The sequence below is a fragment of the Snodgrassella alvi genome, from assembly GCF_040741455.2.
Taxonomy (GTDB): Bacteria; Pseudomonadota; Gammaproteobacteria; order Burkholderiales; family Neisseriaceae; genus Snodgrassella; species Snodgrassella alvi_E.
This window is the reverse complement of sequence record NZ_CP160328.2, coordinates 1035787-1060512: the sequence shown is the minus strand read 5'-3', so window position 1 is coordinate 1060512 and position 24726 is coordinate 1035787. Positions and strand designations below refer to the sequence as shown.

At 44.0% G+C, this 24726-nt stretch carries 23 protein-coding genes and 2 tRNA genes; 14 read left to right on the top strand and 11 right to left on the bottom strand.

Features of this window, described 5'->3' with window-relative positions; all coding sequences use genetic code 11:
- Nucleotides 1-61 precede the first annotated feature (61 nt).
- From ABU615_RS04855 to metG, 3 genes are all read left to right on the top strand, one after another.
- Nucleotides 62-667, top strand: a complete 606-nt coding sequence (locus tag ABU615_RS04855) for a TIGR00730 family Rossman fold protein (protein ID WP_267392146.1) — start codon at nucleotides 62-64, stop codon at nucleotides 665-667.
- Complete coding sequence (locus ABU615_RS04850) at nucleotides 661-1224, top strand: SCP2 domain-containing protein (RefSeq protein ID WP_370389304.1); 564 nt, start codon at nucleotides 661-663, stop codon at nucleotides 1222-1224. Before ABU615_RS04855 ends, ABU615_RS04850 begins: the two co-directional genes overlap by 7 nt.
- 95 nt (nucleotides 1225-1319) lie before the next feature.
- Entirely contained in the window at nucleotides 1320-3377 is a 2058-nt protein-coding gene (gene metG, locus ABU615_RS04845) for a methionine--tRNA ligase (protein ID WP_370389303.1), read from the top strand.
- A gap of 136 nt (nucleotides 3378-3513) precedes the next feature.
- On the opposite strand, the gene ABU615_RS04840 is transcribed toward metG, so the two are convergent.
- The 4 genes from ABU615_RS04840 to ABU615_RS04825 form a co-directional block, all read right to left on the bottom strand.
- The gene (locus tag ABU615_RS04840; RefSeq protein ID WP_100140473.1) at nucleotides 3514-4803 is read right to left on the bottom strand and encodes a dicarboxylate/amino acid:cation symporter; all 1290 of its coding nucleotides are present in this window, start codon (nucleotides 4801-4803) and stop codon (nucleotides 3514-3516) included.
- 331 nt (nucleotides 4804-5134) lie between these two features.
- Nucleotides 5135-5211 (bottom strand) — tRNA-Pro (locus tag ABU615_RS04835).
- A gap of 84 nt (nucleotides 5212-5295) precedes the next feature.
- Nucleotides 5296-6009: an SAM-dependent methyltransferase gene (locus ABU615_RS04830; RefSeq protein WP_100140472.1), complete on the bottom strand. Its 714-nt coding sequence runs from the start codon at nucleotides 6007-6009 to the stop codon at nucleotides 5296-5298.
- Nucleotides 6006-6596, bottom strand: coding sequence for a nucleoside triphosphate pyrophosphatase (locus tag ABU615_RS04825; protein WP_367487029.1), 591 nt, complete (start codon nucleotides 6594-6596; stop codon nucleotides 6006-6008). The genes ABU615_RS04830 and ABU615_RS04825 overlap by 4 nt, the downstream gene beginning before the upstream one ends.
- 18 nt (nucleotides 6597-6614) lie before the next feature.
- On the opposite strand from ABU615_RS04825, the gene ABU615_RS04820 reads away from it, so the two are divergent.
- The 8 genes from ABU615_RS04820 (at nucleotide 6615) to fabG (ending at nucleotide 12745) form a co-directional block, all read left to right on the top strand.
- On the top strand, nucleotides 6615-7151 hold the full coding sequence (locus ABU615_RS04820) for a DUF177 domain-containing protein (RefSeq protein WP_369608547.1): 537 nt from the start codon (nucleotides 6615-6617) through the stop codon (nucleotides 7149-7151).
- Between the two features lie 31 nt (nucleotides 7152-7182).
- The gene (gene rpmF, locus ABU615_RS04815; protein ID WP_100140470.1) at nucleotides 7183-7362 is read left to right on the top strand and encodes a 50S ribosomal protein L32; all 180 of its coding nucleotides are present in this window, start codon (nucleotides 7183-7185) and stop codon (nucleotides 7360-7362) included.
- 163 nt (nucleotides 7363-7525) lie between these two features.
- Nucleotides 7526-8053: a phosphoribosyltransferase gene (locus ABU615_RS04810; protein WP_100140469.1), complete on the top strand. Its 528-nt coding sequence runs from the start codon at nucleotides 7526-7528 to the stop codon at nucleotides 8051-8053.
- A gap of 3 nt (nucleotides 8054-8056) precedes the next feature.
- Nucleotides 8057-9082: a phosphate acyltransferase PlsX gene (plsX, locus tag ABU615_RS04805; protein ID WP_267392154.1), complete on the top strand. Its 1026-nt coding sequence runs from the start codon at nucleotides 8057-8059 to the stop codon at nucleotides 9080-9082.
- A 76-nt stretch (nucleotides 9083-9158) separates the two neighbouring features.
- Nucleotides 9159-10121, top strand: coding sequence for a beta-ketoacyl-ACP synthase III (locus ABU615_RS04800; RefSeq protein WP_367578896.1), 963 nt, complete (start codon nucleotides 9159-9161; stop codon nucleotides 10119-10121).
- Nucleotides 10122-10143: 22 nt separating this feature from the next.
- Nucleotides 10144-11007 (top strand): hypothetical protein, encoded by an 864-nt coding sequence (locus ABU615_RS04795; RefSeq protein WP_267404168.1) that lies wholly within the window; start codon nucleotides 10144-10146, stop codon nucleotides 11005-11007.
- A gap of 38 nt (nucleotides 11008-11045) precedes the next feature.
- The gene (gene fabD / locus ABU615_RS04790; protein WP_367487039.1) at nucleotides 11046-11990 is read left to right on the top strand and encodes an ACP S-malonyltransferase; all 945 of its coding nucleotides are present in this window, start codon (nucleotides 11046-11048) and stop codon (nucleotides 11988-11990) included.
- A gap of 8 nt (nucleotides 11991-11998) precedes the next feature.
- On the top strand, nucleotides 11999-12745 hold the full coding sequence (gene fabG, locus ABU615_RS04785) for a 3-oxoacyl-ACP reductase FabG (protein WP_370389347.1): 747 nt from the start codon (nucleotides 11999-12001) through the stop codon (nucleotides 12743-12745).
- 71 nt (nucleotides 12746-12816) lie between these two features.
- Here the strand turns inward: fabG and ABU615_RS04780 are convergent, their stop codons facing one another.
- The gene (locus ABU615_RS04780) at nucleotides 12817-13767 is read right to left on the bottom strand and encodes a LysR substrate-binding domain-containing protein (RefSeq protein WP_100140464.1); all 951 of its coding nucleotides are present in this window, start codon (nucleotides 13765-13767) and stop codon (nucleotides 12817-12819) included.
- Between the two features lie 465 nt (nucleotides 13768-14232).
- Here ABU615_RS04780 and ABU615_RS04775 point away from each other — a divergent pair, with 465 nt between their 5' ends.
- Together ABU615_RS04775 and ABU615_RS04770 are read left to right on the top strand one after the other, a co-directional pair.
- Nucleotides 14233-14961 (top strand): OmpA family protein, encoded by a 729-nt coding sequence (locus ABU615_RS04775; protein ID WP_100140463.1) that lies wholly within the window; start codon nucleotides 14233-14235, stop codon nucleotides 14959-14961.
- 328 nt (nucleotides 14962-15289) lie between these two features.
- Nucleotides 15290-16129 (top strand): hypothetical protein, encoded by an 840-nt coding sequence (locus ABU615_RS04770; protein ID WP_370389302.1) that lies wholly within the window; start codon nucleotides 15290-15292, stop codon nucleotides 16127-16129.
- A 280-nt stretch (nucleotides 16130-16409) separates the two neighbouring features.
- On the opposite strand, the gene ABU615_RS04765 is transcribed toward ABU615_RS04770, so the two are convergent.
- From ABU615_RS04765 to ychF, 4 genes are all read right to left on the bottom strand, one after another.
- Complete coding sequence (locus ABU615_RS04765; protein ID WP_370389301.1) at nucleotides 16410-16913, bottom strand: phytanoyl-CoA dioxygenase family protein; 504 nt, start codon at nucleotides 16911-16913, stop codon at nucleotides 16410-16412.
- A 503-nt stretch (nucleotides 16914-17416) separates the two neighbouring features.
- Nucleotides 17417-18769 carry an argininosuccinate synthase gene (gene argG / locus ABU615_RS04760; RefSeq protein WP_370389300.1) on the bottom strand — a complete coding sequence of 451 codons (1353 nt, stop codon included), beginning with the start codon at nucleotides 18767-18769 and terminating at the stop codon, nucleotides 17417-17419.
- A 40-nt stretch (nucleotides 18770-18809) separates the two neighbouring features.
- The gene (tyrS, locus tag ABU615_RS04755) at nucleotides 18810-20075 is read right to left on the bottom strand and encodes a tyrosine--tRNA ligase (protein ID WP_370389299.1); all 1266 of its coding nucleotides are present in this window, start codon (nucleotides 20073-20075) and stop codon (nucleotides 18810-18812) included.
- 349 nt (nucleotides 20076-20424) lie between these two features.
- A complete protein-coding gene (gene ychF, locus ABU615_RS04750; RefSeq protein ID WP_100157306.1) occupies nucleotides 20425-21516 on the bottom strand; it encodes a redox-regulated ATPase YchF in 1092 nt (363 codons plus the stop codon).
- Nucleotides 21517-21771: 255 nt separating this feature from the next.
- Here ychF and ABU615_RS04745 point away from each other — a divergent pair.
- Nucleotides 21772-21848 (top strand) — tRNA-Met (locus ABU615_RS04745).
- A 332-nt stretch (nucleotides 21849-22180) separates the two neighbouring features.
- Here ABU615_RS04745 and cysE read toward each other — a convergent pair.
- Nucleotides 22181-22975, bottom strand: a complete 795-nt coding sequence (gene cysE / locus ABU615_RS04740) for a serine O-acetyltransferase (RefSeq protein WP_367487047.1) — start codon at nucleotides 22973-22975, stop codon at nucleotides 22181-22183.
- A 29-nt stretch (nucleotides 22976-23004) separates the two neighbouring features.
- Entirely contained in the window at nucleotides 23005-24501 is a 1497-nt protein-coding gene (gene rng, locus ABU615_RS04735; RefSeq protein ID WP_367490817.1) for a ribonuclease G, read from the bottom strand.
- Nucleotides 24502-24726 lie beyond the last annotated feature (225 nt).

Genomic DNA, 24726 nt, shown 5'->3' with positions numbered 1-24726 from the left:
GTAAAGCTAATAATTGATACTAACTGATAATATTCGCCTCTGACTTGGAGACAAAACAAGCATGAAAAATATCGTTGTCTATTGTGGTTCCAATCTGGGACAGAATAAAGCCTATTTCGATGCAGCCCAGCAACTGGGCAAAGAAATGGCACAACAAGGCTATCGTCTAGTTTACGGAGGTGGCAATATCGGTCTGATGGGTACCATCGCTTCATCTGTGCTTGACCATGGCGGAGAAGCCATAGGCGTAATTCCTAGCTTTTTGAAAAATCTTGAAGGCGCACATCCAGGACTAAGCGAACTGTATGAAACTTCTAATATGACAGAGCGCAAAAACAAAATGATAGAACTGGCTGATGCCTTCATTGCCATGCCCGGTGGTCTGGGTACCTATGAAGAATTATTTGAAGTCTTATCACAGGCACAGCTCAAGCTGCATCCGCATCCAGTAGGAATTCTGAATGTAGCCGGTTTTTTTGATCCATTGATTCAAATGTTGCAAAACACAGTTACCGCCGGTTTCATGCCGCCAGAAAACATGGATTTACTGTGTAAAGCCACAACACCTGCAGCGTTATTAGATCAGTTACGCCACTGGCAGCCGCGAGATGCGGTGAAATGGGTGACTCCGCAATGGGCGCAGCAGATAAGAGATACATTATGCTGACTTTGGCAGTACTGAATCACCTTATTCAGCAAAATGTTGAACTGAAAGCCAGCTGGCAGCAATACCAGCAACGGGTAGTAGCACTGGTGCTACCAATGCTGACACTCAAAGGCCGCATCGATGCTCAGGGTTTCTGGCAAGAAGACAGCGCCGAAGCTGAAACTATCATTACCATTGCTTCCACCGCTTTGACTAAAATGCTTATTGGCCAGCAACCGGGAGTTGGTGATATTGCAATTACTGGCGACCGTGCATTGGGCATGGCCATTCTGCCGTTGATACAGGCATTACAGTATGACTGGCGTGATGATTTGGCGCGGCTTTTTGGCGATGCCATCGGCGGGAAAGCAGCGCTTGAGCTGGAAAATCTATATCAGCAGGGACGTGACATCAGTCAGAGTATTGCCGCACAGATTGCTGACTATGCGCAGGAAAGCGATGCAGTGGTTGTGAGCAAAGTTCAGTTGCAGCAGTTTGCCGCACAGGTTGAAATGCTGCGCGACGATACAGCTCGCCTTGCAGCCCGCCTCAGCCTTTTGCAACAACAGAGGAAATAATACCCATTAAGCTGCCAGCGGTCATTACTGTTGCAGCAAAAAGGCTCTGGTATAATTTCAGTAGTTTTTAGTGAATTTCAACGATACAGCAAATCATGACACAACAACGCAAAATACTGGTTACCTCAGCTTTGCCGTACGCCAATGGCAACATACATCTGGGACATATGGTAGAACACATCCAGACCGATATCTGGGTACGTTTTCAAAAAGCACGTGGCCACGAATGTTATTACGTCTGCGCTGATGATACTCACGGCACTCCGGTAATGTTGGCGGCACAAAAGCAAGGCATCTCGCCAGAAGAAATGATTACCAGAGTACGGGAAGACCATCTGGCCGACTTTAGTGGTTTCGGCATTGGCTACGATAACTATTACAGCACCCATTCTCCAGAAAACGAAGCTTTATCACGCAGCATCTATCTGGCCTTAAAAGCCAATGGCAAAATTGAAAGCCGTACGATTGAACAACTATTCGATCCAGAAAAAAATCTTTTTCTGCCAGACCGCTTTGTAAAGGGCGAATGTCCAAAATGCCATGCACAAGATCAATATGGTGATAATTGTGAAGTCTGCGGCACGACTTATAGCCCAACTGAGCTAATTGAGCCGTATTCAGCGATTTCCGGTGCTACACCGGTACTGAAAGAATCAGAACACTTCTTCTTCAAACTTGGCGAGTGTGCTGATTATCTGAAGCAATGGACTGCCGGCAGTACTCAGCTGGCAGATGGCCGCATGCAATCTCACCTGCAGGCAGAAGCCCTGAATAAAATGAAAGAGTGGTTAGATGATGACAATCTGAGTGATTGGGACATCAGTCGGGATGCTCCTTATTTCGGCTTTGAAATTCCGGATGCACCGGGCAAATATTTTTATGTATGGCTGGATGCCCCAATTGGCTATATGGCCTCCTTTAAAAATCTGTGTACCCGTATTGGCGTTGATTTTGAGCAATGGTTCCAACCTAATACCGATACCGAAATGTATCATTTCATTGGCAAAGACATTCTCTATTTCCATGCACTATTCTGGCCGGCTACATTGAAATATGCCAATATGCGCGCACCAACCGGTGTGTTTGCTCATGGTTTTCTTACCGTTGACGGGCAGAAAATGTCTAAATCCCGTGGTACATTCATCACTGCACGTTCTTATCTAGAACAACGCTTGAATCCAGAATGGCTGCGTTATTATTTTGCAGCCAAACTCAACAGCAAAATTGAAGATCTGGATTTAAATCTGAATGATTTTATTGCCCGCGTGAACAGCGATTTAGTCGGCAAATATGTCAATATTGCCGCCCGCGCAGCTGGTTTCATCAGCAAGCGTTTTCAAGGTAAATTAACAGACGTCAGCACCAGCTCATTACTGCCGCAGTTGCAGGCACAGAGTGAAACCATTGCCGCCAGCTATGAAGCACGCGAATATGCACGCGCTCTGCGTGAAATCATGGCACTGGCTGATGTGGTGAATGAATATGTCGATGCCAACAAACCATGGGAACTGGCACGGCAGGAAGGGCAGGAAGCAAGGTTACAGCAGGTATGTAGCGAGCTGATTAATGCTTTTCGTATCCTGACAGTGTATCTGTCACCTGTATTACCGCAACTGGCCACTGAAGCGGCTGCCTTTCTTAATGTGGCTCCGTTAAAATGGTCTGATAGTATTTCTGTATTACCTGCCGGCCACAGCATTAATACCTATCAGCATCTCATGCAGCGTGTTGAACAAAAACAGATAGATGACCTAATTGCCGCCAATTGTCAGAATATCCAGCCGACAGCAGAGGTTCCGGCAGCCTCGTATGAACCAGTGGCTGCCACCGCTTCATTTGACGACTTTATGAAAATTGATATGCGCGTCGCCAAAGTAATGAGCTGTGAAAAAGTGGAAGGTAGCAGCAAATTACTGAGATTTCAGGTAGACCTTGGTTTTGAACAACGCACCATCTTTTCTGGTATCGCGGCCAGCTATCCAGAGCCGGAAAAACTGGTCGGCCGCATGGTTATTGTGGTGGCCAATTTCGCAGCTCGTAAAATGGCCAAATTCGGTATGTCAGAAGGCATGATTACTTCTGCCGCCGGAAATGGCAAATTGTTTTTACTGGATGTGGATAGTGGTGCCAGACCCGGTATGAAAGTCGGTTGATTTAAGCTATAAAAAAAGACCCGTTTAATTTAACGGGTCTTTTTTTTATTGGATGTATTAGTATAAGTGACGAAATACTTATTCCATCACTTATTACCTACTATTGTCTGACATGAGCTGTGATGCTCCGAAAGAGCTATTTGTTCAATACCTCATGTAGGCGTTCTGAATCCAAACTTTTTTCCCAGCGAGCCACCACAATCGTGGCACAGGCGTTTCCTACTAGATTAGTTAGGGCGCGGCATTCAGACATAAAGCGGTCAATACCTAGAATAAGCGCCATGCCTTCTACCGGTACAGATGGTACAACAGATAATGTAGCAGCTAGTGTAATAAAGCCAGCGCCAGTCACACCCGCTGCGCCTTTAGAGCTGAGCATGGCTACAAGCAGCAGCAGAACCTGCTGTTCCAGAGTAAGATCAATATTACATGCCTGTGCAATAAACAGCGCAGCCATTGTCATGTAAATATTAGTACCATCTAGATTAAAGGAATAGCCCGTTGGTACCACCAGCCCCACAATTGATTTCTGACAGCCGGCTTTTTCCATTTTCTGCATCAGTGTAGGTAAAGCCGCTTCGGAAGAGCTAGTACCCAGTACCAGCAGCAGTTCTTCTTTAATGTATTTCACGAGTTTGATAATCGAAAAACCGTTGTAACGTGCTACTGCACCCAACACAATCAGAATAAACAATACCGAAGAAATATAGAAAGTCAGAATCAAATAGAGCAGATTACCAATCGAACTAATACCGTATTTACCGATAGTAAACGCCATGGCACCAAACGCACCTATTGGAGCCGCACGCATCAGAATAGACACCATTTTGAAAACCGGAGCCGATAAATCCTGAAAGATATTAATCAGCGGACGGGCTTTTTCACCAATCAATGCCAGTGAAATACCAAACAGAATGGCAATAAACAGAGTTTGCAAAATATTGCCATTAGTAAGCGGACTCATCGCTGTAGTTGGAATGATGTCCATCAGAAAACCAGTCAGGCTGGATTCATGTGATTTCTGTACATATTCATGTACTTTTGCACTTTGTAAAGAACTCGGGTCAATATTCAGACCATGACCTGGCTGAGCAATATTGGCCACAATCAAACCGATAGCCAGAGCCAGCGTAGAAAAGGTCAGAAAATAAACCATGGCTTTGCCGGCCACTCGTCCCATGGTTTTCATATTGGTCATCTCAGCGATGCCGGTTACCACAGTAAGGAAAATAACCGGTGAGATGATCATTTTAACTAACTTGATAAAAGCATCTCCCAACGGCTTCATGCTTTCGCCAACACTGGGGAAAAAATTGCCAAGTAAAATACCAATAATAATGGCAATTATTACCTGTACATAAAGAACCTGATACCACCGCTGTTTTTTCGGTGGCGGATTCATTTCCTCAATTTCGAGTGGTAACATACTGATCTTTCGATGGTTTGTGTTTAAAAACTACAGAGTATAGAATTTATTATGAGCCATAAGAGACATAATTTGTTGATTATAAAGCCAACATAACTTAACAGAAAAGCATTATTAATTACTAAATGACAGTTATATGCTACTCAAGTAGAATGGATGATAAATAATAATATAAAAACAATATGTTAAAAAAAATTATTACCATACAGCATAATATAATTTACTTTGGTATAGATAGAAGGATTAATTATTTACAATAAAAGTACAATGGCATATATTGCAGTGTATATAAAAAACCGTCCGTACACTGGTACAGACGGTTTTAGAAATCTGGTCGGAGTGAAAGGATTCGAACCTTCGACCCCCTCGTCCCGAACGAGGTGCGCTACCGGGCTGCGCTACACTCCGAAATAAGTTGTGCATTATAGGCAGCCATATGTACCTTGACAAGGGTAGTGAAGAAATAATTTGATAAAAAATGTCTATCAGCTATCAGCCCGCATACAACACAAACAAACAGGGTCTTTTTTTCAGCACTGGCAAGGTTTTCATGCTGCGCCACTTAGCAATATTCTGACTAATAATAGTTTGAGTAGGCAGCGTTAAATCCGCGGCAATACACAGACGAGTTTGAGGATGCAGGCTGGCAATAGCATCAGCAAGCAAAGCATCGTTACGGTAAGGCGTTTCAATAAAAAGCTGAGTTTCATTTTCCTGCCGTGAACGGTTTTCCAAAACGCGCAACCGTTCAATCCGCGCATTTTTTTCAGCCGGCAGATAACCTTTAAATGCAAAACACTGACCATTTGCTCCTGAAGCCATCAGTGCCAGCATAATACTGGAAGGGCCTACTAGCGGTATGACCGTAAAACCAGCCTGATGAGCCAGTGCAACCAGTTGTGCGCCCGGATCGGCCACAGCTGGACAGCCGGCTTCACTCAGTAAGCCCATACTACGCCCGGCCTGTAAAGGCTCTAATAAAACAGCAATATCGCGTTCCAGAGTATGTTCATTTAAAGTACGCAGATTCAGCTCCCGAATCGGCGTATGTACACCAAACGCTTTTAAATGCGCCCGTGCAGTTTTTTCTGCTTCAACCACAAAATCAGTCAAATCAACAATATATTCCCGTTCATGTGCCAGCAGGCAAGGCGTATCTGCTGTACCCAATGGTGTAGGAATCAGATAAAGCACCGGATTACTCATAGAACATTAATACCTTCTGCCAGCAAAAAATCCACCAGACGAAAAATTGGTAAACCAATCAATGCATTTGGGTCAATGGTGTCAATCTGTTTAATCAACAGTGCTCCCAGTCCTTCGCTTTTTGCCGCTCCTGCACAGTACACTGCATCTGCTTCAAGTGTTAAATAATGATTAATTTGTGTATCAGTCAGAGCGCGCATTTGCACGCGAGTTTCATCAATATGCTGATGCTGACGCTTTTCAGCTACATTCAGCAGAGTTAGTGCACTATAAAATATCACTTCCTGACCACTTAAATATTTCAGCATCTGTTGTGCTTTTGCCACGGTCAGAGGTTTGCCTAATTGCTGTTCACGGCACCAAGCTACCTGATCGCAGCCGATAATCAGTGCTTCCGGATAAAGCTCAGCCAGTGACTGTGCTTTACCTCCGGCCAGACGCAATGCAGTCTGTGGTGCGGTTTCTGCCGCAAGTGGTGTTTCTTCAAAATCAGGTTTAACCGCTTCAAAAGGGATATGCAACTGCCTAAGCTGCTGCTGACGAAAACGTGAACTAGAAGCCAGAATCAGCTTTTTCTCATTCGGCATAAGTGCGAACTCATTGACATGATAAAGCTTAAATTATATCATCCGCCGTTTATGTTAGACCCTATTTTGATTGATACGGCGACGTTCACTCGTGAACAGCAACAACTCAGCGGTCAATTGCAGCTTCAAGCACTGGATCGGCGGGTCTGGTCACATGAACTTTTAGCACAACGCGATGGCGTTATCCAGTATAAAGTCAGCGGAGGTATTGACCGTTGGCAGCGTCCTTTTATCGATATCAGTATAGAAGGTGAACTAAAACTGGTGTGTCAGCGCTGTTTACAGGCTGTTTCCTGGACGCTGAATGACCAGTCGCGTGTGGTGCTCTTTGCCAGCGAACAGCTATTGGACGAGGCCATGGCCGCTGATGAAACACTCGAAGGCATGGTATGGAGTGCAGAATATAATCTGACTGCGCTTCTGGAAGACCAGATTTTAATGGCCATTCCGGTAGCTCCGCGACATGAAGACTGTGATCACACTCTGGCAACCAAAACCAATCAAGACGCTGGCAATCCATTTGCCAAACTGGCAGGACTGAAAAGCGGCCACTAACGAATTTACCTAATTTTCCAGGAGCTTTAACATGGCAGTACAACAGAACAAAAAATCACCTTCAAAACGTGGTATGCACCGTTCCCATGACGGACTGACCGCTGTACAGGTGTCTACTGACACCGCTACCGGCGAAGTACATCTGCGTCACCACATTTCCCCGAATGGTATGTACCGTGGACGCAAGGTAATTAAAGCCAAAGGTGAATAACTCACATCTGTGATTATTCAGAGCGTATGAAAGCCAGACATTGCTTGTGCAATCACTGGCTTTTTTGTATCCATAATTAGCAGGATATATTTTCCAGCTAAAATAATACTTTCACTTTACCAGCAGCCATCAGCGGCCTGCTGTATATTGACTCGAGTTTCCCATGAAAAAAATCTGGTATAACTACGAAGACATACATCGTGCCATCAAGCAATTGGCCGAAAAAATTCAGAAATCAGGACAATCATTCGATGCAATGATTGCTATTGGCGGCGGTGGATTCATTCCGGCACGTATCTTACGTAGCTTTCTGAATATTCCTGTTTATACCGTTACATTGTCTTATTACGATATCAATGACCGTCCAACTGACTGTCCGCAGAAAATTCAATGGACAAATGGCTTTGACGAGAAAATGAAAGACAAGAAACTGCTGATTGTTGACGAAGTGGACGACAGTCGAGCCACGCTCGAATACTGTGTTCGTGAATTACAGCATGAAGGATTTCAGCAGCTTGGTGTAGCCGTGCTGCATGAAAAACGCAAACCCAAAAAAGGGGTGTTGCCAGCAGATTTACCTTTTTACAGTGCCATTCAGGTTGATGACTGGTGGATTAACTATCCATGGGATGCCCTTGATATTGATGAGCATTATGAAAATGTAGCTGCGCAGACAACTCCTGAGGCATAGGTTATGACCTTAAAAACCATCGCAGTAGATGCAATGGGTGGTGACTTCGGATTGGATGTGACCATTCCTGGAGCGCTGACATTTTTACAGCAGCAGACTGATGCAGCACTGATTCTGGTCGGAGATGAAACCAAAATCAGAAATGCTTTGATCAAAGCCAATGCTTCACTGGAGCGGATTACAATCTGTCCGGCCAGTGAAGTCGTCGGTATGGATGAAGAGCCAACTTCAGCACTTAAAAATAAAAAAGATTCTTCCATGCGTGTGGCCATAAACCAGATTAAAGAAGGGCAGGCACAGGCTGCTGTGTCAGCCGGTAATACCGGCGCTCTGATGGCAACTGCGCGCTTTGTACTGAAAACCATTGCCGGTATTGACCGGCCGGCAATAGCTAAGTTTTTACCTGGCCGCAATAACCACATGACACTGGTACTGGATCTGGGTGCCAACGTTGATTGTAGCAGTGCTCAGCTTTTACAGTTTGCCATTGTAGGTAGCCAGCAAGTAGCCGCCCTTTCGCCTGAAAACACTCGACCGCGGGTGGGATTGCTCAATGTGGGTACAGAAGATATCAAGGGTAATGCCACGGTAAAGGAAACGCACCAGCTAATACAGCGCAGCGATTTGAATTTTGTTGGCAATGTAGAAGGCAACGCTATTTTTACATCTGAGGTGGATGTGCTGGTTGTCGATGGCTTTACCGGCAATGCCATGCTTAAAAGCATTGAAGGTGCGGTTAAATTTGTTGGTACAGTCGTTAAGGAAGAATTCACTCGGAGCATATACAACAAATTGGCTGCGTTGATTGCTTTACCTACCCTCAAAGGATTTAAACGCCGCCTCGACCCGCGCCGCTTTAACGGTGCTATTTTTCTGGGTCTGCGTGGCGTGGTGATCAAAAGCCATGGTGGTACCGATGCTATTGGTTTCTGTTTTGCCTTGCAGGAAGCTTACAAAGCCATTAAAGCAGATTCAATCACCAAAATTCAGGCTGGTGTGGCGCAGCAGCTGGCTGCACTGGAAGAATAATCACTCTGTGACAAAGGCAGACAAGTTAAATGACTTTGTTTAAAATGTGGCCTTTGTTGTAAATAAAGACTATGCCATGCTAAATGCTCATATTCTGGGTACAGGCAGTTATCTGCCTGCACGCCGGCTGACTAATGATGACCTGAGCAAAATCGTCGATACTTCTGATGAATGGATTGCTACCCGAACAGGAATTAAAGCGCGCCATATTGCCGCAGAAAATGAACAGACCAGTGATTTGGCCGTTGCTGCAGCCAAAGCAGCGTTGGCCGATGCAGCCATAAGTGCAAAAGACATTGATCTGATTATCGTGGCTACTTCTACACCGGATATGACATTTCCGGCTACCGCTTGTATCGTACAAAACAAACTTGGTATTGCCGGCTGTCCGGCATTTGATGTTCAGGCAGTTTGTGCCGGATTCATGTATGCCATGGCTACAGCCAACGCTTATATCAGAAGTGGAATGGCGAAGCGCGCACTGGTAATCGGAGCCGAAACATTTAGCCGGCTGCTGGACTGGAATGACCGGCGCACTTGTGTTCTGTTTGGTGACGGTGCCGGTGCAGTGATTCTTGGTGCTTCCGAACAGGAAGGTGGTATCATTAGTACCAAATTACAGGCAGACGGCAGTTATAGCCAAATTCTGCAAACACCGGGAAAGATTGCTGCCGGTTCTATAGAAGGTTCGCCATATCTCTACATGGATGGACAGGCAGTTTATAAATTCGCAGTTAAAGCACTGGCCAATGTGGCTAGAGAAGTGATCGAAGAATCCAATCTGCAACCAGCTGATATAGACTGGATTATTCCGCATCAGGCTAATCTGCGTATTATCGAATCCACAGCACGCCATCTGGGAGTGCCTATGGATAAAGTAATTGTTACGCTGTCAGAGCAGGGTAATACTTCAGCAGCATCTGTCCCACTGGCTCTTGATGAAGGTATTAGAAGCGGACGAATCCGCCATGGCCAGACATTGCTGCTTGAAGGAATAGGAGGCGGATTCGCCTGGGGAGCCATTACCCTGAAATACTAACCTTGTTTTTCAGAGTCGGATTATGCTACCTCAAACTGCATTAGCAAGTATGTATCCAGTTGTCATGTCTCCCAGCCATGATGGCCGTTACTTCGGCAATTATGTGCAATCGTTACTGGCTTTAGTGGACACACATAGTCGTGCCGGTTTTCCCCTTCAGGTATTCATGCATCAGGGTGAAAGCCTGATTACACGAGCCCGTAATAACTGTGTTGCTGAGTTTATGGCTCATTCCGAATGGACGCATCTGTGCTGGATAGATACGGACATCGGATTTTCAACCGAAGCATTTCAGCGCCTGCTTCTGTCTGATCGTGATATTGTTGCCGGTGTGTATCCGCTCAAGCGAGAATCTTGGCCGCCTGATGGTATTGATGCGCATATGACCCAGCAGCAGTTTAATGCTGCTTATACACGCTATACCATTAATATCACTCGCGAAGATGAGAATCGTGAAGTGCATGTAGAGGTTGATGACGAAGGGTTTATTGAATTACCAGAAGCACCGACAGGTTTTATGGTGATAAAACGTCAGGTTTTTACTCGTCTGATGGAAGCTTATCCTGAGCTGCAATATCAGCCTGATTCGCTTGGTGTAGCCAATCAGGGCTATCACTACCGTTTTTACGATTGTTTGGTTGATCCGCAGACCAAACGTTACTTATCTGAGGATTTCAGTTTTTGCCGTTTATGGAATCAGCTAGGCGGCAAAGTCTACATAGATGCGCAATCTAATCTCACTCATATGGGCAATAAAATCTATAAAGGGCCGTTTACCCAGACTCTAGAAGCCAATCTGGCTTATGCAATAGGTGCACCGGCTGGAGCAAAAATGTATCTGCATCATAATCAGCCTCTGCAAGCCAACCTACCGCCACATTTATAATTAATCAGAAGTCAGTTTAATTCATATCAAGGAAAACAATGAGTATTGCTTTTTTCTTTCCCGGTCAGGGGTCTCAAAGTCTCAATATGATGGCCGGTTTCAATGACATGCCTGTGGTTAAAGAAACATTTGACCAAGCCTCAGCAGTGCTTGAGCAGGATTTATGGGCGCTGATGAATGGCGAAGATACTGCTGCTCTGAATGAAACCATTAATACCCAGCCACTGATGCTGACAGCAGGTATCGCTACATGGCGTGTTTATCAGCAGCTGCATGGCCAAAATCCTGTTATGCTAGCTGGCCATAGTCTGGGTGAGTATACAGCTTTGGTTGCAGCCAGTAGTCTGGCCTTTGAAGATGCTGTAAAACTGGTTCGCCTGCGTGCTGTGCTGATGCAGGAAGCTGTACCGAACGGTGAAGGTGCAATGGCCGCTATACTAGGACTGGATGATAATGGTGTACGGCAAGTATGTCTGCAGGCACAGACCGAACTGTCCGGATCTGTTGTCGAAGCAGTGAACTTTAACTCGCCCGGACAGGTAGTGATTGCCGGTAGCACTGAAGCAATTAACCGCGCTTGTGAGCTGGCTAAAGCAGCTGGCGCTAAACGTGCTTTGCCATTACCGGTTTCTGTACCATCACATTGCAGTCTTATGAAACCTGCTGCGGCTAAACTTGCTACCGCGTTGGCACAAACAGAAATCAAAACACCACAAATTCCAGTATTACATAACGTGGATGTGGCTGTGCATAGTGAGCCGGAAGCAATTAGGCAGGCATTGGTGGAACAGTTGTATTCACCGGTACGCTGGACAGAAACCGTCAGCAAAATGGTCACAGAGGGTATTACCGAATTTGCAGAATGTGGTCCGGGTAAAGTACTGGCCGGTCTGACTAAACGTATAGATAAAAGTGCCAGCTGTACTGCATTTACGACTGTTGAGACCATTGAAAATTTTATTGCTGCACATGCAGCTAGCTGAAAGAAAAAATAATGAATCAGGATTTAACAGGAAAAGTTGCACTGGTAACTGGAGCTACTCGTGGCATTGGAGCGGCAATTGCCCGCTTTTTGGCAGAAAAAGGTGCAAAAGTCATTGGTACTGCCACATCTGCTTCAGGAGTAGCCAGTATTAATCAAGCACTGTCTAAATTTGGTGGAGAAGGGCGTGAATTACGCATCGCTGAAGAAAACAGTATTGAAAATCTGATAGCAGATATCGAAAGTAATATCGGCAATATCGCCATACTGGTAAATAATGCCGGTATAACTCGTGACAACCTTCTGATGCGCATGAAAGAAACCGAATGGGATGAGATCATGCAGATCAATCTCAAATCTGCTTTCCGTGCCAGTAAAGCTGTCACTCGCAGCATGATGAAAGCCCGCTGGGGACGTATTATCAATGTGACTTCGGTAATCGGTTTCACCGGCAATGCCGGTCAGACAAACTATGCGGCGGCCAAAGCTGGTTTGGTCGGATTTAGCAAATCATTGGCACGGGAAGTCGGTTCGCGTGGTATTACCGTAAACTGTGTGGCTCCGGGCTTTATTGAAACCGATATGACACAGGCACTGCCACAGGAACAACGAGATTCCTTTGTCGCACAAACTGCATTACATCATTTCGGTACTGTTGAAGATATTGCTGCAGCGGTATTGTTTCTTGCTAGTGAAGAAGCACGCTACATCACAGGACAGACTATACATGTCAACGGAGGCATGCTGATGCCATAATCGCTGATTATAGTGATTAAAAAGCCATTTTATACATTCTGTATAAAATGGCTTTTGACTTAAAATATTGCTTAAATTGAAAAATCTTCTTCAAAAGGTGAATACAGCGCAGACTCAATCAGCGAGCGAGTAAGCCGCGGTGCATACAGAGTCAGAAACTCGTAGCCAAAGCCTCGAAGATAAACATCATGTCTGAGAATAATTTGTGAAAATGAAGGCTCAAATAGATGTTCGGCACTCAGTATCTGTAGACCTTGGTCCTGTAAGCTGTCAAAAGCCATACTGGCGATCAGTCCAATCCCCAATCCTTGTTTAACATAGGTTTTGATTACGTCGGTATCAGCCGAAGCCAGTGCTACTTTAGGTATATTACAGCCTTCCTGAGTAAAAGCGCGGGCAATTTTAGATTGTTCACTAAACGCAATATCATAGGTAATCAAAGGATATGCAGCAATGTCTTCCAGCCGTAATGGTCGGTTGAGACTCAGCAGCGCATGATTATCTGGAACAATTACACTGCGATTCCATGCTTCACAACTTAGTTTACGAAGTTCAGGGTGCTCAACTTCCATTTCCATACCGATGGCAAAATCCACTTCGCCATCCAATACCATATGGCTAATAGCTTTCGGACTAGCAGTATGAATACTCAGCTGTACCTGAGGATAGCGTTCAACAAACGCCGCTACAACTTTTGGTAATGCATATCGTGCCAAGGTATGAGTGGTGGCAATCGTAAGAAAACCAATATTTTGGTCAGCAAATTCAGTACCGATGCGTTTGATATTTTGTACTTCACGCAATACCCGCTCGGCGGTTTCCAGTACAATTTTGCCCGGAGCTGTTACCGCCACCATGCGTTTACCATGGCGGATAAACAGTGGCACGCCCAGTTCTTCTTCCAGCATGCGAATCTGTTTTGAAATCCCTGGCTGGGAAGTAAACAGTACTTCTGCTGCTTCCGATACATTCAGATTCTGACGATATACTTCTACCGCATAGCGCAACTGTTGCAGCTTCATATTGTTTCTGCCCCTTTAAGTTTGGCATTATCTACTGTCGCTCAAATACAACAAAAAAGCTTCTTTATCTGCATCATAACTCAATTTACCCATTCTGACATGAGACACTTTTATTGTTGTCTTAACAATTTCTCAGCTTAATCCGTTTGCTGCGGCCTATCAGGCAGGCTATGGCTTCCTTGTTGTTTTAATGCAACTTAATTAGCGTAATGGTGTGAATTTAGTTGTAAATAAGTGACACAAAGTTGTTTTTTAGGCATGATGCACAGTTAGGAAGCGGGTCGTCTAGCAGCTTAGCCTTGGTAGTTTGCATATTGACAGTTTATGCTGCGGTTTTTTATAGTATAGACCTGATTTACCAAGCTACCCGCCCGGTTTGAGCGGCCTGTAAATGGTATTTGTGTATTGATCAGGCTTATTTCTGGCTGAATCAACACATAACAAATTTTTTGATGAGGGAATAACATGACCAAACAGCTAAAATTGAGCGCATTGATTGTTGCTATGGCTGCTTCAACTGCCGCTTTTGCCAATGGTGTTGTACCGGGTGCCGACTGGACCGGTGAACCTGCTGGTGCTTACAATGGCTATACTACCAGTTCTGCTCCTGAAAAAGGTACTGGCGAAATTCTTGTCACTCGTGAAAATGGTGCTGATGGCACCCCTGAGTGCGTGAAAAACCGTTTCAACGACGATAAAGATCCTACTCTGGGTAACAACTGTGGTCACCCTGTAGTTCAGGCTGCTCCAGAAGCACCGAAATTTGTTGATGAAACTGTTTCTTTATCAGCTAACTTCTTGTTTGGCTTTGATAAATTTACACTTCGTCCAGAAGCTATTGATACTCTGAATCAATTGGCTACCCGTCTGGCTGATAGCAGCGTACAGGTTGTACGTGTTGAAGGTCACACAGACTTTAAAGGTTCTGAAGCTTACAACAAAACTCTGTCTGATCGTCGTGCTCATGCTGTTGCTGAATATCTGGTTTCTAAGGGTGTACCTGCTGAGAAAATCTCTGCTGTTGGCTTGGGTAAATCCGAAGCTCGTATGACCGAATCTTGTCAGGCTGAAGTAGCTAAACTGGGTAAAAAAGTTTCAGCTGCTAAGAAACGTGCTGCTTTGATCGAATGTATCGCACCTGACCGTCGTGTAGACGTTAAAATCCGCACCATGGTAGCTAAAAAAGTTAAATAATTTTAGCTTCTTTGGTAATTAAAAACCCTGCTATGAGCAGGGTTTTTTGTTTGAGTTTGAATTAAGCAATGAAGTTTTAACGATAAAAAAATGAACCGTGTAACCATCCTTTAAGAAAAATCTTATTGGAACTAATGCTTGAAGTGGACCGAATTATTTATGTAAATATATGTTATTATGGAAAGTAAAATAATCAGTATTTACTAAGAATTGATAGATTTTAATTGTATTGTTTAAAAGTACCTATTTAGATTGGCTTTGATCAAGCATAAATTTTGGGGAAGTAGCATTGATAGGTAATGCTTCAGTAACAATTCTGCGCATCATAATGGCAAATTTAAAACAAAAACTATATGTAATCTGTTCTGGACTCAAACAATCAAAATTGCTGTTTTTATGTATTTGCTGTTGTGTGCTGGCGGCGTGTGCGGCACAGTTTCAGCGAGTTCCTGATGCAACAGGAGATAAAAAACATGTAGCAGTAAAGTTTCAGAGCCAGAATACGGCTCCACAAACTGGCGTAGTTATAGTGCAGCCAATGGATTTGCAAGTGGGTGATATTTTATTTTCCGCCGATTCCAGTTTTAATTCGCGTGTATTACGTCTGTTTGGTAATACATCGATTAGTCATGCCTTTCTATACTTGGGAGAGGGAGAAATTGCCGAAGCTGTTGGCAGTGGTGTGCATATTATGTCACTTGCGGAAAGTGTGGATGAAAGCCCCTTACTGGTGGTTTATCGCCATCCGCAATTAACCGGGTTGCAGGCAGAAAAAATTCGTACTTTTGCTCAGGCTGAAGCGGGTAGTAAATACAATTATCTAGGTATTGCCAAACAGACCCCATATACTATTACTCGTAAAGTATGTGAGCTGCCCGTTATACCTCGTGCCTTTCGCCATTTATGCTTGAATACTATGGCAGTGGTGCAGGTCACCCCTTTTTCTTCTGACCGCTATTTCTGCTCCCAATTTGTGGTAGCAGCGTATCGTTATGCTGGGCTGCCGCTAACCAATACGCCTGCTGAATGGGTAGCGCCTGCAGATTTACTTCATATGCGTAGTGGTGATATACCTTCTGTCGTACCAATTTATCCTTTGCATTATGTTGGCCATTTACGCTGTAAAACATCTTTATGGCAACGCACTTGTACCTTAGCGGATATCTGAAAATTTATGCTGTTATGGGTTAATCCAGAAAACTATGGGCTGTTCTGAATCCACCTACAGATGAAAGATACTGCGGCTGTAAACAATTTATCAGCAATGGTGTATCTTTGTTGATTAGCATACTCAAATTGTATTTTTGAAATAAATACAATATTTTTGCTTAATCAAGGCTGATTATGAAGAGTAGAAAATAAATAAAAGAATGGGTCTGGTATTTACTGCACAAAAATCAAATTTTATTGCATTAATTTGGTTGCTTTATTTTGTGATTAATCAATGCTCAGACACAGAATTCAAACGGAATGGTTTCAGCCAGTGTGGCGGGCGCAAATAAAAAATGTAACACCCTTCTTCCATTGGTCTGGATTGCTTTAGAAGATGAATGTACGATAAGTGGACGCATGATTACTGCATCTCTTTTCACTACTGTACATTCCTGCTCACCTATTTGGTCGCGAATCCGAGGCAAATCTGCTTCTGCTATTTTTCCATCACGGTGTGTACCTGCAACCACTTTCAGTGGCCCATGCTCATGTAAGCAATCGTCAATATGTACTCTCACTGCGACCAATTGTTCCATATATTGTATGGGCGGTTGTACAAACAGCATATTCTGTTTGTGAGACCAGCCGCTAAACCCTTTTGCGGATAAGTGGTGTCTGACAGGAATGCTTAAATCCTGATGTAAAGCCACCAACCAGTTTTTTTCAGCCGTTTTTTTAAAATATGTACATTGTATGGCTACAGTATTGATCGGCAGCAAAGGCGCAAGCTGAGCATTCATTTTTAATGTTTCAGCTAGCTGCTGGCACCACGGCTGGGTGAGTAATTCCCGGTTTCCAGCATTAGTTAATTTAAATTGTATTAGTTGCTATTCGATTTGAGCTAGCTGGTCTTCTGTTATCAGCCCTTCGATGATGGTAAAGCCATGGCGACTGAAATTTTCTGTTTTATTCATTAATCAACTCATCATTATGTATTTATACAAATAATATAATGATTCATACGGTAATGATACATATCTATCATTATTGATAATGGTTCGTTCTGAAGCGTAATTTTCTATTTATCTCTCAAATGTAAGTCTATAAGCTTATGAAGTGCTGCAAGCTTGATTTAAAACATTTACTTACAGAAATTGATCGTCTTAATGTATTAAAACAAAATTTTTAAATCTTCAAATTATGTTGGTTAAGATACTAGGTTCTATTCTGGTGCAAATGATTGCAGGTAAAAATAAAAACCGGATAGTAAACCAACACTATCCGGTTTAAAGCTTAATAAATATTACAACGTGTCTTTTTTATCGGTTAATTGGGGCAGCAATGCATCTTGATTAACTGATAACAGCCCACTTTGTGTATAAATACCGAGTTTATTGCGTGTATCAATAATATCCAGATTGCGCATAGTGAGCTGGCCAATACGGTCGGCAGGAGAAAAAGCGGCACTATCAACTTTTTCCATGCTAAGCCGTTCCGGCTGGTAGGTAAGGTTCGGAGATTCAGTATTGAGTATGGAATAATCATTGCCGCGACGCAGTTCCAATGTCACTTCACCAGTAATGGCTTTGGCTACCCAACGCTGAGCTGTTTCGCGCAGCATGAGTGCTTGTGAATCAAACCAGCGCCCTTGATACAGTAATCTGCCTAAACGCAGACCATTGATACGATATTGTTCGATGGTGTCTTCGTTGTGAATACCCGTCAGTAAGCGTTCATAGGCAATGTGCAGCAAAGCCATTGCCGGTGCCTCGTAGATGCCGCGTGATTTGGCTTCTATGATGCGGTTTTCAATCTGGTCGGTCATACCGAGACCATGGCGCCCACCGATACGATTGGCCTCCATAATCAGTGCTACAGGATCATTGAACTCAATTCCATTCAATGCCACTGGTACACCTTCTGCGAAACGAACACATACTTCTTCAGGTTTAATTGTTATCTGTTCATCCCAGAATGCTACGCCCATAATGGGCTGCACAATTTTCATGCTGCTGTTGAGCATTTCCAGATCTTTGGCTTCATGGGTTGCGCCCAGCATGTTGGAATCAGTGGAGTAGGCTTTTTCTACAGACATTTTGTAGTTGAAGCCCTGAGCTATGAGAAATTCAGACATTTCATGTCGTCCGCCCAGCTCGTCTATAAACTGTTGATCTAGCCACGGTTTATAAATGCGTAAAGCGGGATTGGTTAACAGTCCGTAGCGATAGAAACGTTCTATATCATTGCCTTTGTAGGTTGAACCGTCTCCCCAGATATGCACTTCATCTTCTTTCATGGCCGCTACCAGCATGGTACCGGTCACTGCACGCCCTAATGGTGTGGTGTTGAAATACGGCATACCGCCGGTGTGAACATGAAAGGCACCGCTTTGAATAGCGGCGATTCCTTCATGTGCCAGCTGTGTGCGGCAATCAATCAGGCGAGCCTTTTCTGCACCATATTCTAGTGCCTTTTTAGGAATGGCATCATAATCATCTTCGTCCGGCTGTCCTAGATTGGCTGTATAGGCGTAAGGTAATGCGCCTTTCAGTTTCATCCACAGCAAAGCTGTAGAAGTATCCAGCCCGCCGGAAAAAGCGATACCGACTTTCTCGCCAACGGGCAGGTGTTGCAAAATGGTGCTGTGATTACTCATATTGACTCCCTTGAGTGATGTGCTTACTGAAGCTGTAGAATTATTGCCATATCAGCAAGGCGTGGTTGCGTTTGCCACGGCGTACAATGGTATAACGGCCGAAACGTTTGTCGCTGTCACTGAAAATATAGTCAGCAGTGTTGATTTTTTGTCCGTTTACCATGACCGCTCCTTGACTGATGAAGCCGCGTGCTTCATTGTTGGATTTGGCCAGTGCTGTTGTGGTTAATGCTTGTACGATATTGATGGATTCACTGATTGTATAAGTGGGTAAACCGTCCAGAGATAATTGCTGAAAATCGCTTTCTGTAAGCGCACTTTGGTCTTCGGCAAATAAGCTTGTAGAAATTCGCTCCGCTGCTGCCAGCGCTTCTTCCCCGTGGATCAGTCTTGTCATTTCTTCAGCCAGAATACGCTGAGCTTCCGGTTTGGTACCGCTGGCCTTATCTTGAGCTTCAATGGATTCTATTTCGGCCACACTGAGGAAGGTAAAGTATTTGAGGAATTTGTAGACATCGGCATCCGCAACTTTCAGCCAAAACTGGTAGAACTGATAAGGAGAGGTTTTTTCTGCGCTGAGCCATACTGCGCCACCTTCGGTTTTACCGAATTTGGTACCGTCGGCTTTGGTTACGAGAGGTAGGGTTAATCCGTAAACGGTAGCTTGATGCAGACGACGTGACAGATCGATACCGCCTGTTATATTACCCCACTGGTCTGAACCGCCAATTTGTAATACGGCACCATGACGGCGATGCAATTCAGCAAAATCATAGCCTTGAAGCAGGGCGTAGGCAAATTCCGTAAATGAAATACCGACATCATCACGGCTTAAACGCTGTTTCACTGATTCTTTATTCAGCATAGCATTCACAGAAAAGTGCTTACCGATGTCGCGCAGAAAATCCAGACAGTTCATGCTGCCAAACCAGTCAAAATTATTGGCCATGATTGCCGCATTATTGCCATCGAAACTGAGAAATGGTTCTAACTGGGTACGGATTTTGGCTACCCATTCCTGTACCGTTTCCAGTGTATTAAGTGAACGTTCTTGTGCTTTGAAGCTGGGGTCGCCAATCATGCCTGTAGCGCCGCCTACAAGGGCGATAGGGGTATGTCCGGCAAGTTGAAAACGGCGCAGAACCAAGATAGGTAATAGATGGCCGATATGCAGACTGTCTGCAGTGGGATCGAAACCGCAATATAAGGTGATTTTTTGCTGGTTTAATAAGTTATCAAGCGCTTCTGCATCAGTGGTCTGAGCAATCAGGCCACGTTGCTGTAAATCGTATACAACACTGGTCATGGTAAAAATTTATACTTTCAAATAAAAGTTGTCTGAAACAGGGAAATGTTGGTTATCTGAATTTCGAAATGGCATATATCTTTAATCGAATATGCCCAATTTGGCCAGACAGCCTGTTTTCTGATTAGCTGATTAATAATGATGCTTTATTTTACACGATTTGTTTGCCAGTGCATTTGTACCTACTATAAATTGATTATTCTTCAGTTGAGTATGATTGATAAAAGCATATTTCATTATCGTTGCTAGCAAGACATGATAAAACAGCTAATGTCTATCTGATGGATCGCGTTTTAGCTGGTCGAAAAAACAGCCCTGACGGGCTGTTCGTGAATGGTTATGAATTAGGTCAGACGTTGAACAAGAAATGGATAACATCGCCGTCATTGACAATATATTCTTTACCTTCGGCACGCATTTTACCGGCTTCTTTGGCTTTAGCTTCGCCGCCACAGGCAATAAAATCATCATAGGCAATGACCTGTGCACGAATAAATCCGCGTTCAAAATCTGTATGGATTACACCGGCTGCCTGCGGTGCTGTATCGCCTTTATGGATTGTCCACGCTCTAACTTCCTGAACGCCGGCGGTGAAATAAGTTTGCAGGCCAAGTAATTCATAACCGGCGCGGATCAGGCGGTTTAATCCTGGTTCTTTTAAGCCCATTTCAGCTAAAAATTCTACTTTATCAGCCTCATCCAAATCTGCTATTTCGCTTTCCATGGCTGCACATAAAACTACAACTGGTGCATTTTCTTCAGTGGCCAGTTGTTGCAGGCGCTGTAGATGGGGATTGTTTTCGAAGCCATCTTCGGCCACATTGGCCACATACATGGCTGGCTTAACCGTGAGCAGGCACAGTGGTTTAATCAGAGCTAATTCATCTTGATCCAGACCGGCTGCGCGTACTGGTTTGCCTTCTAGCAAGTGTTGCTGCAAACGTTCAAGGACGGCTACCAGTTTCTGTGCTTCTTTATCACCGGATTTAGCACGTTTGCTTTCGCGAACAATAGTTTTTTCCACACTGGCCAGATCTGCCAGTGCCAGTTCCGTACCAATCACTTCTATGTCAGAAATCGGGTCAACCTTACCGGCAACATGCACAATATTGTCGTCGTCAAAGCAGCGCACTACGTTCACAATGGCGTCGGTTTCGCGAATATTGGCCAGAAACTGATTACCCAGCCCTTCACCTTTGCTGGCTCCAGCTACCAATCCCGCAATATCAACAAATTCTACAATAGCCGGCTGAGTCCGTTTCGGATTCACAATTTTGGACAGTTCGGCCATACGATCGTCCGGTACTTCAACGATGCCGACATTCGGTTCGATGGTACAGAAAGGATAGTTAGCAGCTTCAATGCCAGACTGGGTAAGGGCGTTAAACAGGGTGGATTTGCCTACATTGGGCAGACCCACAATGCCACATTTCAAACTCATGATATTCCTTGAAATAGCAGAATATAAAAATGGCTGAATTGTAACATAAAGCTTTGCTGTACCTATGCGGCACTGACCAGAATGGCAAAGTCTGCTACAACAAACAATGCAAGAATTTTTCAGGTATAAGAAAATTTAAGCCTTTAAGCTAAATAAAATTATTTTTTAAAACAATAATTTGATAGTTTTTGCTTAAATGATGCTTGCGTGCGCAAAAAAATATCGTATAATTGCGTCTCTCTTAAAACGAGATACGGCGAATTAGCTCAGTCGGTTAGAGCAGAGGAATCATAATCCTTGTGTCCGGGGTTCGAATCCCTGATTCGCCACCATATTAATCGCAAACTCTATACAGTGTTTGCGTTTTTTTATGCTTTGCTTTTATTATACTAAATAAATATTTAAGGCTTAAATTATCTAAATAAACCGGCTTTTATCATATACATTCATAAAATGAAAAAAGCTGATTTGATCTGGACTAACTGACATTTCGTCTCAATATATTTAATATTGACTATTCAAGTTTACTAAAGTGATTTAAGGAAGATCCTGTAAATTTTTTATATGAAATTCAAGTATCATCAAGGCAAAAACTAAATTAAACCCATATTTTTTTCGGATAATTATTATCGTCTAAGCAGAACAAGGCCTAGTAAACTGAATATTAAATCCGCTGATCCATTTCCTGTGCTGGACTCTCATGATTATCGGTTTTGCTAATAACCCGTGCAGGTACGCCAACAACGGTAGAGTATTCAGGTACATCATTGACCACTACGCTGCCAGCACCGACTTTGGCACAGGTATGTACGCGAATATTGCCTAATACTGATGCATTGGCTCCTATCATTACCCCATCACTGATTTTCGGATGCCGGTCACCGCTTTCTTTACCGGAACCACCTAGTGTGACGCCATGTAGCAAGGAAATGTTATTCCCGAGCACAGCCGTTTCACCAATTACCACTCCGGTTCCATGGTCAATCATAATGCCATAGCCCATTGATGCTGCGGGATGGATATCCACTCCTAGTACTTCTGAAGCTCGGTTTTGCAGGAAATAGGCAAGGGTGTGGCGGTTTTGCTGCCAGAGCCAATGATTTATCCGATGCGTTTGAATGGCATGAAAACCTTTGTAATACAATAAGGGCAAGGAATAAGTATCGCAGGCTGGATCGCGCTCATAATAGGCTACGATATCCGCCAATGCTGCATGAATAATGGCCGAATCCTGCTCTAAGGCTTCCAAATATATTTCGAACAATGCACGCGCATCCATCACCGCACTGGACATTTTGGTGGACAGATGAAAAGCGAGCATGCGGGCAAAGTTTTTATGTCGCAATACGCTCAAATGCAGAAAGCTGGCCAAAATGGGTTCGTTGCGCACTGCATATTCAGTTTCTCGACGAATGGTTTGCCACAGGGTTTCGGCCTGTGCAGCGTCAGGTAAGTTCATACTTCTCATTTCTCGTTTGCAGATTAATTCTATTGCAGAACAATATCATATTGTTCCTGATTGTATGTGGTCTCTACAGCTAGCGTAATCGGTTGGCCGATGAATTTACTTAAGCATTGCAATGACTGTGCTTCTTCATCTAGAAACAAATCAATTACACTCGGAGCGGCCAGTATACGTATCTCCTGTGCATTCACGCGTCGGGATTCCCGTATAATTTCCCTCTGAATTTCATAGCAAATAGTTTGTGCGGTTTTAAGGCGGCCGCGCCCTTGACAGGTAGGACAAGGTTCACACAGGATTTGGGCCAGATTTTCACGCGTGCGCTTACGTGTAAGTTCTACCAGTCCCAGACTGGTAAAACCATTCAGAGTGACACGGGTGCGGTCGTACGCCAGTGCCTGTGCCAGCTCAGTGAGAATTTCCTGCTGATGTGCTTCATCAGCCATGTCAATGAAGTCTATGATAATGATGCCACCTAGATTGCGCAATCTCAGTTCGCGTGCGATAACATGGCAGGCTTCAAGATTGGTTTTGAAGATAGTTTCTTCAAAATTGCGTGCACCGACAAATCCGCCGGTATTTACGTCAATAGTGGTCATGGCTTCGGTAGGCTCAATAATGATATAACCACCAAAGTTAAGGTTAACGCGTGGCTGCAAAGCCTGTGTGATTCTTGCTTCAATATTGTAAGCTTCAAACAAGGGGCTATCATTCTGGAATAATTGCAGTTTATCCAGTGCACCTTGAGAATAATTGGTAGCAAATTCACACATCAACTCATAATTGACTCTTGAGTCAACAATTATTTTATCAATATTGTCGCTGTACATGTCTCGTAGTACACGCAGTGACAAAGGCAGATCCTGATATAACAATGTTTCGGGCGCACTGGTTTTAGCCAGTTGCTGAATATTTTGCCAGCGTTTGGTTAAATAATTGATATCAGACTGCAATTCTGCATCAGTAGCGTTTTCTGCACTAGTACGGATAATGTAGCCATGACCGGCACCATCCGGTAACAAATTTTCCAAACGTTCTCTTAATTGATTACGTTCTTCTTCATCCTCAATGCGCTGTGAAATACCGATATGCTGATCCTGAGGTAGGTGTACAAGAAAGCGTCCAGCTAATGATATCTGTGTGGACAGGCGTGCTCCTTTGGTGTTGATAGGGTCTTTAATAACCTGTACCACTATATTCTGACCTTCATGCAAAATATGTTCGATGCGTAAAGGTTGTTCAGGTTTCTGGCGCTGTTCCAGTACATCGACAATATGCAGAAAAGCTGCTCGCTCAAGGCCAATGTCAATAAAAGCACTTTGCATGCCAGGTAATACGCGGCGCACAATTCCTTTATAAATATTACCAACCAGGCCATGACCACAGTTGCGCTCAATGTGAATTTCACACAAGCTGCTTTCTTCCATAACGGCTACACGGGTTTCTTTCGGAGTAATATTTACCAATACCGCTTCAGCCGGCCGCTGGATATCCTTCGGCAGCGATATGTCGCTGTTATGCATGATAGATAGGGCTTTCAATTTAATCAAATCACTTTGTACAGTCCTGATAATTGTCTACAGGACTGTGCAAAGTAATCTGGGCGAATACTTGCTTATGACTAATATCATAGCGCAGCACAAGCGTCATGCCAAACGCAGCTGCAGAAAGACAGCTATCAGCAAATTCAATGCACGAAAACGACATAATTCTGTAATGGGGCAGAGCAGGTTTTCGTGATCATGCTT